The organism is Halodesulfovibrio sp. (assembly GCF_025210605.1).
Lineage (GTDB): Bacteria > Desulfobacterota > Desulfovibrionia > Desulfovibrionales > Desulfovibrionaceae > Halodesulfovibrio.
Genome location: NZ_JAOARI010000011.1, coordinates 106,402 through 120,210, shown reverse-complemented (window position 1 = coordinate 120,210; position 13,809 = coordinate 106,402). Strand labels below are relative to the sequence as shown.

The 13,809-nt window shown below is 45.0% G+C and carries 12 protein-coding genes, 3 tRNA genes and 1 other RNA gene; 1 reads left to right on the top strand and 15 read right to left on the bottom strand.

The features are described 5' to 3' along the window. Positions 1–7 precede the first annotated feature (7 nt). From N4A56_RS03575 to N4A56_RS03550, 6 genes are all read right to left on the bottom strand, one after another. Positions 8–508 (bottom strand): universal stress protein, encoded by a 501-nt coding sequence (locus N4A56_RS03575; protein ID WP_293669025.1) that lies wholly within the window; start codon positions 506–508, stop codon positions 8–10. Beyond that, positions 505–1,500 (bottom strand): serine/threonine protein kinase, encoded by a 996-nt coding sequence (locus tag N4A56_RS03570; protein WP_295545100.1) that lies wholly within the window; start codon positions 1,498–1,500, stop codon positions 505–507. Before N4A56_RS03570 ends, N4A56_RS03575 begins: the two co-directional genes overlap by 4 nt. 34 nt (positions 1,501–1,534) lie before the next feature. Next, positions 1,535–1,984 (bottom strand): DUF1499 domain-containing protein, encoded by a 450-nt coding sequence (locus tag N4A56_RS03565; protein WP_295545098.1) that lies wholly within the window; start codon positions 1,982–1,984, stop codon positions 1,535–1,537. Between the two features lie 234 nt (positions 1,985–2,218). Next, positions 2,219–4,003, bottom strand: coding sequence for an amino acid ABC transporter permease (locus N4A56_RS03560; RefSeq protein WP_295545097.1), 1,785 nt, complete (start codon positions 4,001–4,003; stop codon positions 2,219–2,221). 121 nt (positions 4,004–4,124) lie between these two features. Next, a complete protein-coding gene (locus N4A56_RS03555; protein ID WP_293669017.1) occupies positions 4,125–4,949 on the bottom strand; it encodes a transporter substrate-binding domain-containing protein in 825 nt (274 codons plus the stop codon). A gap of 93 nt (positions 4,950–5,042) precedes the next feature. Next, positions 5,043–5,774 (bottom strand): amino acid ABC transporter ATP-binding protein, encoded by a 732-nt coding sequence (locus N4A56_RS03550; protein ID WP_293669016.1) that lies wholly within the window; start codon positions 5,772–5,774, stop codon positions 5,043–5,045. 391 nt (positions 5,775–6,165) lie between these two features. Between N4A56_RS03550 and N4A56_RS03545 the strand changes: the two genes are divergently transcribed. Further along, a complete protein-coding gene (locus N4A56_RS03545) occupies positions 6,166–6,918 on the top strand; it encodes a hypothetical protein (RefSeq protein WP_295545096.1) in 753 nt (250 codons plus the stop codon). Positions 6,919–6,975: 57 nt separating this feature from the next. On the opposite strand, the gene N4A56_RS03540 is transcribed toward N4A56_RS03545, so the two are convergent. From N4A56_RS03540 to N4A56_RS03500, 9 genes are all read right to left on the bottom strand, one after another. Beyond that, positions 6,976–7,614, bottom strand: coding sequence for a TetR/AcrR family transcriptional regulator (locus N4A56_RS03540; RefSeq protein ID WP_293669012.1), 639 nt, complete (start codon positions 7,612–7,614; stop codon positions 6,976–6,978). Between the two features lie 213 nt (positions 7,615–7,827). Next, positions 7,828–7,922, bottom strand: a tRNA-Ser gene (locus N4A56_RS03535). A gap of 160 nt (positions 7,923–8,082) precedes the next feature. Then, positions 8,083–8,177 (bottom strand) — tRNA-Ser (locus tag N4A56_RS03530). Positions 8,178–8,214: 37 nt separating this feature from the next. Further along, an RNA gene (ffs, locus tag N4A56_RS03525) (signal recognition particle sRNA small type) lies at positions 8,215–8,310 on the bottom strand. Between the two features lie 21 nt (positions 8,311–8,331). Beyond that, positions 8,332–8,426, bottom strand: a tRNA-Ser gene (locus N4A56_RS03520). A 738-nt stretch (positions 8,427–9,164) separates the two neighbouring features. Beyond that, a complete protein-coding gene (locus N4A56_RS03515; RefSeq protein ID WP_293669011.1) occupies positions 9,165–9,938 on the bottom strand; it encodes an enoyl-ACP reductase in 774 nt (257 codons plus the stop codon). Between the two features lie 65 nt (positions 9,939–10,003). Then, entirely contained in the window at positions 10,004–10,900 is an 897-nt protein-coding gene (locus tag N4A56_RS03510; protein WP_295545093.1) for a phosphoribosylaminoimidazolesuccinocarboxamide synthase, read from the bottom strand. A gap of 20 nt (positions 10,901–10,920) precedes the next feature. Then, a complete protein-coding gene (hisD, locus tag N4A56_RS03505; protein WP_295545091.1) occupies positions 10,921–12,228 on the bottom strand; it encodes a histidinol dehydrogenase in 1,308 nt (435 codons plus the stop codon). A gap of 107 nt (positions 12,229–12,335) precedes the next feature. Then, positions 12,336–13,763, bottom strand: a complete 1,428-nt coding sequence (locus N4A56_RS03500; RefSeq protein ID WP_295545090.1) for a hypothetical protein — start codon at positions 13,761–13,763, stop codon at positions 12,336–12,338. Between the last annotated feature and the right edge of the window lie 46 nt (positions 13,764–13,809).

Here is a 13,809-nt window from a genome sequence, read left to right as displayed (position 1 = left end):
ATTGGTATTAATTTTCTGAAGAGTTTACTACCCAGAGTGCGCAGCCAGAGAATTGGCGGAGTAAATCTGAGGAGACACTTCCAAAAAGAAATTCTTCTTCTTTGCTTATGCCGCGATGACCGACAACAACGGTTCCGTGGTTCCCTTCTTTTTGTATTGCAAGAATATCCTGCGCGATGGATTCACCTGTTGTGCAGACTTTGGCGTCTTCAAACGGCGAACTGCAACTGATTATGTATTCCTGATTAACTGACCCTTCGTGAATTTCGTTTCGAACAAACAGTTCGCGAGCTTTATTCAGTGTACGCTTGTAATCTGTGGTCAGCTCCAGACATTCTGCGCGCCATGATGCATCTGTTTCAAATAAGTCTTTGTCCGGAAGCCGTTCAATAAAAAGCAGTGTCACAAGCACGTCTGGAATGGAGCGAATCATTCTAGATGTGTATTCCACAGCTTCAAAAGAAGGCTTGGAAGAATCAAAAGCCACAAGAATATTGTAGATGTTCATACTTCAGGATACCTCCCACGGGCTGCCGTAAATACGGGGAGCTTGTGAAAACATGTAAGCAGTGCAGTAACAAAATCCGTAACTGATGAATAAAATACACTATTTTTAGCTGAAAAATGCATGCAGACATTGTTTAATGCATCAGGGATATATGGGTATTTTTTTTGGATATTTGCTAGGCGGTACGGCATAGCAAGCGCCATATCTTCTTTTTCGATGTTGCCGGAAGTAGTGGTTTGAGTGTTTGCTGCGGCAAGTTGTTGAGCCGTAATCTCACGTTGCCCTACAAGTAGCAGTAATATACTGCCCAGACCGAAGATATCGAGAGCATACGGGTTTTCCCGCAAGCCGAAGGTGTAGTCGAAATCTATCCAGCGCCAGCTTTTTGTTTCTGATTCAACAAGAAGGTGATCGCGTCGAATATCCCCATGCTGTTCTTGATTGGTATGAAGATGTTCTATGGCTTTTACTGCTCCAATGTACTTGGCAAAAAAATCCGGAAATACTGTATGAAAATATTCCTCGTGCGAAATTTGAAGACGGTCGAGAACCACATCAAGCTCTGTCCCGTAGATGATATCGAGGATGCGGACGCAATTCCCTTTTGTATCTAATACGGTTCTCCCTTGCATAAATCGCATGTCATTGTTGATAAGCTGTAAAATTCTCGATTCTTTGCGCGGGCTTCGATAGCAACTGGACTGAATGGAGCCGATGGTGACATCGAATTTTTCATAAAATTCTAGTTTAATAATTTGCTGGTTACCTGTTTCCAGTTCCCTGCATCGTTTGACCCAGTATTTCGGGTCTTCCAGTCCGAATCTTCGTTCTGATAAATTTTTTGTAACTAGATAGTGCTTGTTATCAAGGAACATGACGTCGCCATAATCAATAGACATGAATTCAGTGGTATCTGTAATAATTTTTCCTGCATGCTTACGAGGAAATGAAGGCAGATACTGAGAGAGAATGTCCAAGGCGCTTTTATCCATGCCGTGTCCTACTTGCGTAAAAAATAGTTATAGATCACCCTTCAAGTTCATCTTCCATATAGCGACGAATGTTTTCAACTCTTCGCCGATTGACACCAAAGTCGTACCAGCCTGCGCGTGATGCAGAACGTACGTGAATTTTGCTTCCGGCAAAAAAGAGTTCAAGGTCGTATGTTAACCCCATAAGCATGGAGCGGATGCTTACTCGGACATAATGGCTGGCTTTTTCTTCCAGCTGTGCACCGGGAAGTTGTTGAACGTAGTCGACAAGCAAAGGAAAGATAGCCAGCGTGCTTGCAGTGGGAACAAGTGGCTCTACATAATGGCTGTCATCAGGTGGAAGTTTACTGCAAACACAATTGGGGGAAACAGGGCAGGGCGACAGAACGCCGTCGGAAGTGTCAACTTCCATCACTTTGTCCAGCGTAGTGGTTGTGTAGTTGCTGCTTTTGCTCGTGATGCCAAAAATAGAAAGAAATTTCATTGGTTACCTGCCTGTAAAACAAATACATATTTGAATGTGTATTGTGCCATGAGTACAGATGAGGGCAAATGAAAGAAGAGAAAAATGGGCAGAGTAGGTAAACTAATCAAAGAATGAATGAGGCTAACTGCAAAATCGTTAGCCAAATGCTCTGTGCGGCTGTGTATACTCACACAAAAAAAGCGCCTTGCAATAATGTTGCAAGGCGCTTTGCGCGTTATCGGGTGATTGGTATTACATTTTTAGGTTTGTCTGTTCCGGTGAAAGTTTCATTTCAAGGTGTTTTGCATATTTTGACATAAGCAGACATGGAACAAAGTAGAGAACCGCAGCAGTCGTCCATAACTCCATCGAAGCAATCATCAGGCGGTTATCCAGCGCTTTAGTAACAGAGGTGAGTTCCATAACTCCAAGGACAGTCACAAGGGAGGTGTCTTTGAAGATGGCAATGAACAATCCAACAATAGGTGGAATCATCTGTTTAAGCGCCTGCGGTAGAATAATTTTGCGCATAGTCTGCCAGTACGAAAGACCGGAAGAAAAGGCTGCTTCAACCTGTCCCGCAGGAATATTCTGGATTCCTCCTCGCACAATTTCTGCAAGGTACGCAGCAGTAAAGAGTGTAAGCGCAATGGAGGCTGACCAGACTGTGTTGATAAAGCTATCGAACAACACAGGGATAAGGAAATACACCCAGTAGATAACAATGATAAGCGGGTTGCCGCGAATCAGTTCGATATAGAGCAGGCTCGGAATACGGAATATGCGGTTTTTTGAGCTTCGACCGAGTCCTACTATCAGCCCAATGAAAAAGCTGGCAACAATAGCGACACTGGCAATAATAAAGGATAGCGCAAAACCGCCCAGTCCCATAAAGAGATCATCCCCCGTTGCATTCGGGAATTGCCAGACAAGCATTGTAGGAAGTTCCCTAAAAATGACAGACCAGTCAAAATTATAGAATCCTTTGGCAAGCGAATACAGCAGCCCAGCAAGGATAGCGAGAAATGCCCCTTTACTTATGAGTACAAGGACAATGTAAAGCTTTTTGAGAATAAGCTGGCTTGTATTAACTTTTACGCCTGTATGTACCTTTTTACGGCGTTGCTGTCGAAGATGACGGGCAACAGGGCTGAAGAAAATTTTAGTAATTATCGATATGGGAATGAGAATAATGTCTATAAAAATAACAGGCAGACTCCGTTTTCCGTTGCTGGAAGAGCGAATATGCCCATCTACCCCGTTGATGATGAAAGCAATGACGAGAGAAAAAGCAAGATACAGTACGGAAGCTGCTGTTGTTGCTTCAAAGCCTTTAAAAGTAAGGGCTTCGACTTGCTGTGCCTGCCATGTAAGGTCAGCAACTCCAACGATCATGGCAAGAGAGGTATTCTTCATGTTGTTAAGAAATTCACTGCCAAGAGGTGGAATGATTTCCCTGAATGCCAATGGAAGAATGATTTTGCGCAGAACCTGCACATAGGTCAGCCCGGAGGAGTAGGCAGCCTCCAGCAGTCCCTTAGGGATAGACTGAAGACCGGCACGGATAACTTCAGCCATGAAAGCACTGGTGTAAATGCCTACAGCAACGGTGGCGGTCCAAAATTCAAATTGGGTTTCAAATAGAAGTTCTCTTCCTGCTTCCGGCAATGCTTGCGGGAATGCAAAATAGAAAAAGAATAAAATTACAAGCAGTGGTGTGTTGCGGAAAAATTCAACTATGCAGGTGGCTGTCCAATTAAGTGGCTTGAAGTCCGAAAGACGGGCAAGCCCCAGAGCCGTACCGAGGGTTATGCCGATAAGCGAACTGATGATGGTAATTTTAACAGTAAGCTGTAACCCTTTCAGGATTTCAACACCAAAATTCAACTGGTAGGTTTCATTGACTGTAAAGAGAATCGGCCATTGAAAATCATACCCGAAATCAAAGACCCAGCCCCAGTAGTAGAGACTGATAATGCCGAGCACAGCGAGTACTGTGTTTTGAACCCAAAGTTTTTCCAACCAATAGCGTAGCATGAAATAACAAACCCTTTAGCAAGAAATACAGCAATAATTGTTTTGCTGGAGCCGGATGGCAGCGGTGAAACGTACGTCCGGCGCGAACCGGACGTACGGAAATGATCGATAGATCAAATAATTATGGCCACAGTTCGATTGAACCGGTCATAGGCATAGCAAAAGGTGTGTCCGGACCGTACCATTTGTTGTAAATAGTCATGTAGGTACCGTCACGCCACATATCTTGAAGTGCTGCGTTTACAGAATTACGCAGTGCAGAGTCGTTGTGAGGAAGACCGATGCCGTATGGTTCGTCAGAAAGGAATTCACCAACCAGCTCGTATTTGCCCGGAGTTTTTGAAGCATAGCCAAGCAGAATGGTTGCGTCTGTTGACCAACCGGCTACACGACCCATCTGAAGAGCCTGAAAACATTCGGATTCTTTCTGGAATGAAATAACATGTGCATCAGGATTGGCAACGCCTAATGCTTTAAGAGCACGCTTCACATTGATTTCGGAAGTTGTACCCTGCATTGTAGCAATTTTTTTGTCTTTCATATCAGCAAGAGACTGGTATTTGCCTGTTTTTGAGAGAATTTTCTGACCATCAAAGAAGTAGGTGATGGAGAAGTCGATAGACTTTTCGCGCTCACGAGTGTGTGTCATGTTCGCAACAGATGCATCAATACGACCCTGCTGGATAAAGGCAATGCGGGTTTTGTTGTTCACTTTTACGCGCTCAATATCAACACCGAGACGTTTGGCAACTTCAGATGCGATATCGTAATCAAACCCTACCCATTCACCTTTGTCATTGAAGAACGCGCCGGGGATTGAGTCGGTCATGACACCTATACGGATTTTTTTGTCCTTCATGATACGATCATAAGAAGGACCTGCAAAAGCAACGGACGCCATCATTACAAGAGTTAAAGTTAAAGCCAGAACTCTACTAATACGCATTGTCAACTCCCAGTTTCAGTGTAGTAACTTCTACCGCAATTGCGGCATACCTCCATAATAACAAAAAAAGCAAAATTACGAGCAGTGTCTACCTTAATGTGACAAAATTTTGCTTAAAAACTCTTTGCTTCGGTCGTGCTGTGGATTGTTGAAAAATTCATTCGGTGTATTTTCCTCAACTAATACACCTTCATCCATAAAGATAACTCTGTCTGCCACTTCTCGTGCAAATCCCATTTCGTGAGTAACACACGCCATAGTCATTCCTTCACGGGCAAGCGCTTTCATTACATCCAGAACTTCATTAATCATTTCAGGGTCAAGAGCAGACGTAGGCTCGTCAAAAAGCATGATTTTGGGCTTCATTGCAAGACCGCGTGCAATGGCAACGCGCTGTTGCTGTCCGCCGGAAAGTTGGCTTGGGTATGCCCCAGCTTTATCAGGAATATTAACTTTTTTAAGAAGTTCCATGCCGAGTTTATCTGCTTCAGCACGCGGCATGTTTCGTACCATGGTAGGAGCGAGTGTAATGTTTTCCAAAACTGTCATATGCGGGTACAGATTGAATTGCTGGAATACGAAACCGATTTCAGCACGAAGCGTAGTGAGGTCGAGGCGAGGGTTGTGCAAGTCCATATCATCTACGATGATTTTGCCCTGCTGGATGGGTTCAAGTCTGTTTATGCAGCGAATAAGAGTCGATTTGCCGGAACCGGAAGGTCCACATATTACAACTACTTCGCCTTGTTTTATTTCAAGATTTATGTCTTTAAGCACATGGTGGTCACTGCCGTACCACTTATTCACTTGTTCGAAACGAATCACTGAGTACTCCAGATTAAAACGCAAAAAATATTCCAGTCTCGTCTTCGCTGCTATCAGAAAATTGCTTTCAAATGCAAACAAAAAGTGATTATTTACAAAATTGTAAACAACTGAGAGTGGGCTGTGTAAACAGTCAACATCTTGAAAAATAATGAGTTCTATAAGAGGAGGAAAAGCAGGTGTGTCAAAAAGAGGCTTAGAATTGAAAAATAGCGCAAAATGTATTGTTGATTTGTATTCTATATTGCATTTTTAACACTGTTGTAAAGGTTGATGATATCGACATGGTTTTTATATATTGTGTGCCAGTTGCGAAGCAGAAAAGAGGGAGTAGCACACGGAAGTGTTATATGGTAGTTCCCCCTCCATACGGGAAAGAAGAGGGTAATGAATGAAACTGTCGATGCGAAAAAAGTGGAGCGATGTATGCGGGATTTTTTCTGCACAGTGTCGCTCTTTCTGGATGATGTGGAGCGTCTGCCTGTTGCTGCTTGTCAGCGCTTCTTATGCAGCTGGCAGCGTGTTTGCCGCCATTGCATTCGGGGGAATTCTCGGATGTGCAGGGGCTATGCTGCTTGGTGAGATGAGTGCGTTTGTCCGTAATGGGGAGTTTGATGTTGTAAGCGCTGGACTCGCTATTTTTGCAGCAGTAATGGCTAGCGCAGGTTTTTTTGTACCTGTTGAATGGACTGTGGTCGCAGGGTGCTTACTCAGTTCTGGCTTATTGCTATGTTTTTTACTCAAGCGTCTTGATACAGAGACTGGCATGAATATCCAGTCAGGTTTGTGGCTTGGTTCTGTGCTTACAGCAATGCTGTGTGTTTTTTTGTATGCAGGGCCTTTTGCGCCTTTTGTTCGCATTGCAGCCTATCTGCTCGCTGTTGGGTTGTACGGTCTCTTTTTGCTTAATCTTGCAAATGGTGCCGAAGAAGGGCTGCAAGCTGCTTGGTACGTAGCGTTAATTATCGGTATAGCGTGTCTTGGTGGAACTGCGTTCAATCTGCTCAATATTGATCCTGATCCGGCAATTACGTACAGCGGGCTTGCTACCGGACTTGGTTGTACTATGCTGTATTCCCCGATCAAGCAGCTGCTGGCAACTATGGCAGAAAAGCACGAAGAAGACTGGAGAGATTTTTTGTAATTGCTCATTTGCAACTGTTAGCAAAAAGCCCGCTATATTATGTAGCGGGTTTTTTTATTAGCTAGTCAGTGGGCTTTTGAAATATGTACGAATGGTTGCGGAGAATGTGGTTGCTACTTGCTCAGCGGTATAGTGACGTTTTTTTTCTGGCTGCATGCTGACCATGAGGGCGAGATGGATTCCGAGAGAGAGAAGAAATTGAATTTGTTGGTTGTCAGCCTTGAGCTTGAAGCGCTTTTGTATCGTCTTGCGGATGGCTTCGCGGGCGCGTTTTTCGTATGTGCCGCTTGGGTGTTGGATATGCTGGTTCAAAACAGTGGCTTTTGTCAGCTCAACGGCGAGGTAGTGGTCATCTACGGTGTGGTTTGCAATAAAGCGTGCAAGGATAGAGCCGAAGAATTCTTCAATGGTATTCCACGTACGGTTGTCCCAAATGCTTTTGTCTGTCAGATGGTTTATGAAAAAAACGTAAGCTTCATCAAGTCGCTCTGTATAGAGTTTGAGGATGATGTTTTCTTTGTCTGGAAAGTACCGGTATACTGTTCCAATGTTAAAACCCGACTCGGCTGCTACCCGATTGGTCGTAAATTTTTCGTACCCTTCGGAGAGAAGAACGCGTTTAGAAGCTTTTAATATGCTGTTGATTGTGGCGATCGCACGCTCTTGTTGTGGCTTGGTGCGTAGCGAATTGTTCATGTCATGCTCCTTAGTGCCATTCTAATAGCCCGACAATTGTATTGGCTCAAGGGGCATTCGAAAAACAAGCAAAAGGTTAACTCTCAATTGTATGAGAATACCATAAAGGAGAAGGGACGGGGAGTGTGTATAGATAGGGGGAGAGGCAGTTGTGAGTGAAAAAAAGATATAAAAAAAACTTCGAAGCAGGACTTCGAAGTTTATGATTATTGCTGGCGGAGAGGGAGAGATTCGAACTCTCGGTACCAGTTTTGCTAGTACACACGATTTCCAATCGTGCTCCTTCGGCCGGGCTCGGACACCTCTCCGCGGTGCGAAAAAGTAGCTACCAAAGGTGTGCGCTCCATGCAAGCAAAAAGTTTGAAAATGTAGCAGATAATTGAAAGCGTTTTATCACAAGGAAGAATAGTGAAGGAATAGACATAAAAAAAGACGTATACCATGTGGTATACGTCTTTTAACGTCATGTGGCGGAGAGGGAGAGATTCGAACTCTCGGTACCAGTTTTGCTAGTACACACGATTTCCAATCGTGCTCCTTCGGCCGGGCTCGGACACCTCTCCGCGATGCGAAAAAGAAGGCACAAACATGACTGCTTGCGCCTTCTGGGAGTCGGACACCCACCTACAACTGCTACGGCTGCTTTCTCTCGAACCTGACCGGGTTGACAGCGTAAATGCCGTCCGACTCCCTACTCAATTAGGGTAACTTTTTGACTGGCGGAGAGGGAGAGATTCGAACTCTCGGTACCAGTTTTGCTAGTACACACGATTTCCAATCGTGCTCCTTCGGCCGGGCTCGGACACCTCTCCGCGTCGAGGTGGATAACTAGCAAACAGGATACTGCTTGGCAAGGGAAAAAGCAAAAAAAATAAAAAAAGGCGGTAAATATACCGCCAATTGTAGTGTGTGCTCTTTTTTTGCTTAGTTCCATACGTGAATAGAAATAGTATGGTGTGTTGTGCGAGGCTGGGGGATTGAAATTTGTTTGCGTGGAAATACCGTCCAGCCTGATGCTGCTATTTCTTCGTGTGCTGATCGTCTTTAGAAATCGAGGAGCCTCCTCGATGATGATTCGGACATCAACCGCCGCCGTTACGAATCATTTTCGCCAGAAAAAAGACAACGAAAATGAGCATCACAATAGAAAAAATATTTTCCATTTCAATGTCTCCAATGGGTATAAAATATTACGCAAGTATGCCGGTATGCTAAAGTGCAGAGGCGAGGGGCTGGTGAATAATCGATACCAGCAAGTGGTAGAGATACCCTGCACTACTGATATACGTAGAACAGAGTGAAGTGGAACGCAAATAAAAAAGGGTGGCACTACACCACCCTTTTGTCAGCTATTTGCAGTTGTACTTTTTCTTTTTAGCAGAACTGCATGCGCATCCTGACGAGGAGCCTCCCCGTCCGTCAAAGCTAATGCCTCACCCGCTAGGCTTATGCCCTTTGGGGACAACTTTGATACAGACGAGCGCTATAATCACTAATCCCACAAGTGGGATGATGTATTCAAGCATGCAAGCCTCCTTTCGGATGCTCCGCTATTTGATGCCGATACCTACTACATGGTAACCGCAATCAACATGCAGAACTTCACCGGTAACGCCGGATGAAAGGTCTGAAGCAAGGTACAGCGCTGAACGTCCTACATCTTCTGTAGTTACATTTCGCTGTTGCGGAGCATTGTCTTCAATGTAGTTAAGGATTTTGCGGAATCCGGAAATGCCTGAAGCAGCCAAAGTTTTAATTGGACCTGCGCTAATAGCATTGATGCGAACATTCTTTTCGCCAAGATCAACAGCAAGGTAGCGTACGCTGGCTTCAAGAGCTGCTTTAGCAACGCCCATTACGTTATAGTTAGTAATAACCTTTTCGGAGCCGTAATAGGAGAGGGTGATAATTGATGCATTGTCGGTGAGCAGGTGCTCAAATGCACCACAGACAGCTGTTAAAGAATATGCAGAGATGTCCATGGCAAGTTTGAATCCGTCACGGGAAGTTTCAATAAAACGTCCCTGAAGATCCTTGCGGTCAGCAAAGCCGATGGAATGAACAATAATATCCACGCCACCCCATTTTTCTTCAACTAATTTTACTGCTTCAGCAATTTCGTCATCGCTGCTTACATCACACTGGAAGATAAAATCGCCGTCAAGCTCTTCACAGATAGGTTCAACACGTTTTTTCAGCGCATCGCCAAGAAAGTTGAACGCAAGTTTTGCGCCGTTTTCTTTAAATTCTTTGGCAATGCCGTATGCAATGCTTTTGTTGTTGGCAACACCCAGAATCAGGGCTCGTTTCCCTTCAAGAAGCATAGGAACTCCATTTCAGTTTGTCTGCAAGCAGCAGACTTCTACGGTAATTATTGTGGTTGCACTCGTTAGAGTAGCAGTGTTTGTCCTGTAAGTATAGTGTAAGCCTCAGCGTACTTTTTACCTGTTTCTTCAATAACTTCAGCAGGAAGAGCAGGTGCTGGCGGGGTTTTGTCCCAGTCTTGTGTACTCAACCAGTCACGCAGGTATTGTTTATCAAAACTAGGCTGGCTTTTACCCGGAGTGTAGCTGGACTTAGGCCAGAAGCGGGAAGAGTCCGGAGTGAGAACTTCATCAATCAATGTCAGTTCTCCATCAACCATGCCGAACTCAAATTTTGTGTCAGCAATGATGATGCCTTTTTCTTCTGCAAAATCGCGACCCTCGGAGAATATGCGTAAACTCACATCTGCTACTTTTTCAGCAAGTTCTTTGCCGATCATTTCTGTAGCACGTTCAACAGAAATATTTTCGTCGTGTTCGCCAAGCTCTGCTTTTGTGGAAGGGGTAAACAGCGGATTCGGGAACTTTTCAGATTCCACCATTCCTTCCGGCAGTTCGTAGCCACACACGGAGCCGGTTTTGTTGTAGTCTTTCCAGCCGGAACCGGAAATATGACCACGAACAATACATTCAATAGGAAGGGGCTTAGCTTTTTTAACAAGCACGGAGCGACCTTCTAACTCATCTGAATACTTATGCAGCGGCTCTGGGAAATCTTTTACGTCAGAAGCGATGAGATGGTTGGCAATGATGTGCTCGAACTTTTTCATCCAGAATAAGGTGATCTGGTTAAGAATAACACCTTTGTATGGAATCGGTTCTGCCATGATAACATCAAATGCTGACATGCGGTCGGTAGTAATAATAAGCAGACTGGAATCATCAATTTCGTAGATATCGCGAACTTTTCCTCGGGAAACCAACGGATAATCTGTAATAGTTGTCTGGGTAACGACTTTCATTTGAGAACTCCTGCAAGGTGCTATTTCTTTAAGCGGGTTTCTGCGGAACGGGCGTGTGCTTCCAGTCCTTCAAGGCGTGCAAGGCGCGCAATTTTCGGTGCGTTTTTTTGCGTGAAGGAAGCAGACGCAGCAATAATGCTGGATTTTTTTGTGAAGGTTTCAACAGACAATGCTGATGAAAAACGTGCAGTACCGTTTGTAGGCAGCACGTGGTTAGGGCCTGCAAAGTAATCACCGACAGGTTCCGGAGAGTTAGCGCCCATAAAAATAGCGCCAGCGTTTCGGATGGTCGGTAATAACGCCCATGGATCTTCAACAATTATTTCCAAATGCTCAGGTGCAACATTGTTAGAAAGCTCTACAGCGGCTGCCATATCTGGAGTGACAACAATTGCGCTCCAATCTTTAAGGGCAGTTGCTGCAATCTCATTGCGCGGCAGTAGACCGGTTTGCGTTTTAAGCTCGTCACAGACAGCTTTTGCAAGCTCGTTATCATCAGTAACAAGAATAGCTGATGCAAGAGGGTCATGTTCTGCTTGAGAAAGCATATCCGCAGCAATTTGCACGGGATTTCCGGTTTTATCTGCGATGATGAGAATTTCGCTCGGGCCTGCAACCATATCAATGCCTACTGTGCCGATAAACAAGCGTTTAGCAGTAGTAACAAAAATATTTCCAGGACCTGCAATAACATCTACGGCAGGAATGGTTTTTGTGCCGTACGCAAGAGCGGCGATTGCCCATGCGCTGCCGCAGGCAAATACATTTGTAATCCCTAGATAATGGGCGGCTGCAAGAATATACTGGTTTGGCAATCCATCCTCACGCGGAGGTGACACAACGCAGATTTCTTCCACACCTGCAACCTGTGCGGGGATAACGTTCATAAGCATGCTGGAGATAAGCGGAGTGTCGCCACCTTGCCCGCCCGGTACGTAGAGTCCGGCACGGTCAACGGGGCGTACAACCTGTCCCAAAATTGTTCCGTCTTCGCTTGTAGTAAACCAGGATTTCTCTTTCTGGTTCTCGTGGAATGTACGGATATTGTGTGCAGCTTCTTTGATGATATCAAAGTCTTCTGCGGGAATGTCCTGCGCAGCTTTTTCAAGCGCAGCCTCGGACACGCGCACCATATCCGCCGTAAACGAAGGGCAGTCAAACTTTTGCGTGTAATGAACAAGAGCCTTATCCTCTTCTGTATGCACATGATGCAGGATATCACGCACCACAGGTTCAACAGAATTGTCAGGGTTATCCCGTCCAGCGAGAAGATCCCTGATTCCCTTCCAATCCTCTTTGGACTGGTAGCTGATCATACGACAGGGCATACTGGCTCCTAATCAAATAAGGTTCATAAAACTAAATCCGACGCCCCATCCTTATAAGAGGGCGTAAAAAATGTCGAGTCGCTTTACAATATACGTAAATGCCGTTGCTAGAATTCATAATCAAAAAGAAAAACAGCACGGTAGGCATCACGGGTGTCAGACGTTCCCCATACTTCAGGGTCAACTTCTATGTGAATATATCCCAGACGCAGAATTAAATTAAGACGTTCTGTAAGCTTGAGGGTAGATTCTGTATCTAGCTCAATAAGCCAGTCTTGTGTGGTAAGGTAGGTTCCCCAGTAGTTGCGGTAGCCACCTTGGAGAAGTGCAGGAGAGAATCGGTTATTTTTTACAATTGAGGGGCTGTTTGTTCCACGCATGTAGAGAAGTTTTATTGACGATGTAAAAAAATCGATTAAGCTTAAATCATCAACAAGAAGCCCTAACGTCCAACGACCTGTAGCATCTTGCAGTATGAGACTGGATTCCGTGGTCAGGGCTGTTCGGTAGTATCCAAAGTCAGTCAGTCCCCATTGGTTGGAAACAAATGGCATGCGCCCTGCGCCGTTTTCATATGCTGTTGCGTTGTCCCCACTCGCCCACCAGCCCAGTATTCCGACAGTGTAATTATGCAACAGCCAATCTATTTCTCCTAGCAAGACTGCCCCTTGCCGACTGGCAGGGTCATTCCCGCCGTATAGTGTTCCCCACATAAGATCTGATTTGAACACCAGATCAGAGGGAGAGTGGTATTTACCGGAAAAACCAGCCCAGAATGCCCATGGAGCACCGGAAAAGTCCGCAAACCCGTTCCATATGCCGATGTTACCACCATCAACCCATGCAGAACCGGGAGGCGTTCCTGCAACATTTTTCCCGAAATCGGAGTACATAGCATACAGAGTGTAAAGTTGATCGTTTGGTGCGTATGTGAAGGAGGTTGCATACAGATCCATTGTCTGCTGAGTAAATGTGGTGTTGGGACGATCATAGGGTCTGCCCCATGTTACACTGCCGTTAAGGGTGTCGGAAAACCTGTATGCTAACGCTATTGCGCCAACGGTATCATCCAGAATAATCGAACCGCCGATCTGGTTGGGCATATGTACGGAAATAAGTCCTGCTCTACCTATGCAGTTACTATCTTCAGGTTCTACATGCATAAAAAGTTGCGAGGTCTGTACATTTGCACCGCCAGAACTTATTTGCCCACCGGAAAACTCACCGTAGCCGTTGTCACCGTCGTCAACACCCCAGTAGGTATCGATTTCCATTAATGCCGTAGCTGAAACGGGTTCATTGGGATTAATATCTAATTGAATCTGGAAGTAGTGTGCGGCGCGAAAGTTGTTGTTAATCTCCAGCTCAGAGAATGGAGATTGGAACCCCAGAGTAGAACCGGTTGACCACTGGGTAAACACTTGTAATGTTCCGGAAGGACGAACTTTCAGAGCATACGTTGGGAGGGGAAAGCAGATAAGGGCAGTAAAAACAACACAGCATACTGTCTGAGCTAACGGGTAGGCATTTCTCATTCTGTTTCTAACCCTTTGAGATTAAAATCTATAATTAAAGTATGTA

Coding starts and splice junctions, on each gene's coding strand:
- N4A56_RS03510 (WP_295545093.1), bottom strand. CDS start 10,900: ATGAAAGTCGTTACCCAGACAACTATTACAGATTATCCGTTGGTTTCC.
- N4A56_RS03570 (WP_295545100.1), bottom strand. CDS start 1,500: ATGGATAAAAGCGCCTTGGACATTCTCTCTCAGTATCTGCCTTCATTT.
- N4A56_RS03555 (WP_293669017.1), bottom strand. CDS start 4,949: ATGCGTATTAGTAGAGTTCTGGCTTTAACTTTAACTCTTGTAATGATG.
- N4A56_RS03500 (WP_295545090.1), bottom strand. CDS start 13,763: ATGAGAAATGCCTACCCGTTAGCTCAGACAGTATGCTGTGTTGTTTTT.
- N4A56_RS03515 (WP_293669011.1), bottom strand. CDS start 9,938: ATGCTTCTTGAAGGGAAACGAGCCCTGATTCTGGGTGTTGCCAACAAC.
- N4A56_RS03560 (WP_295545097.1), bottom strand. CDS start 4,003: ATGCTACGCTATTGGTTGGAAAAACTTTGGGTTCAAAACACAGTACTC.
- N4A56_RS03540 (WP_293669012.1), bottom strand. CDS start 7,614: ATGAACAATTCGCTACGCACCAAGCCACAACAAGAGCGTGCGATCGCC.
- N4A56_RS03575 (WP_293669025.1), bottom strand. CDS start 508: ATGAACATCTACAATATTCTTGTGGCTTTTGATTCTTCCAAGCCTTCT.
- hisD (WP_295545091.1), bottom strand. CDS start 12,228: ATGCCCTGTCGTATGATCAGCTACCAGTCCAAAGAGGATTGGAAGGGA.
- N4A56_RS03545 (WP_295545096.1), top strand. CDS start 6,166: ATGAAACTGTCGATGCGAAAAAAGTGGAGCGATGTATGCGGGATTTTT.
- N4A56_RS03565 (WP_295545098.1), bottom strand. CDS start 1,984: ATGAAATTTCTTTCTATTTTTGGCATCACGAGCAAAAGCAGCAACTAC.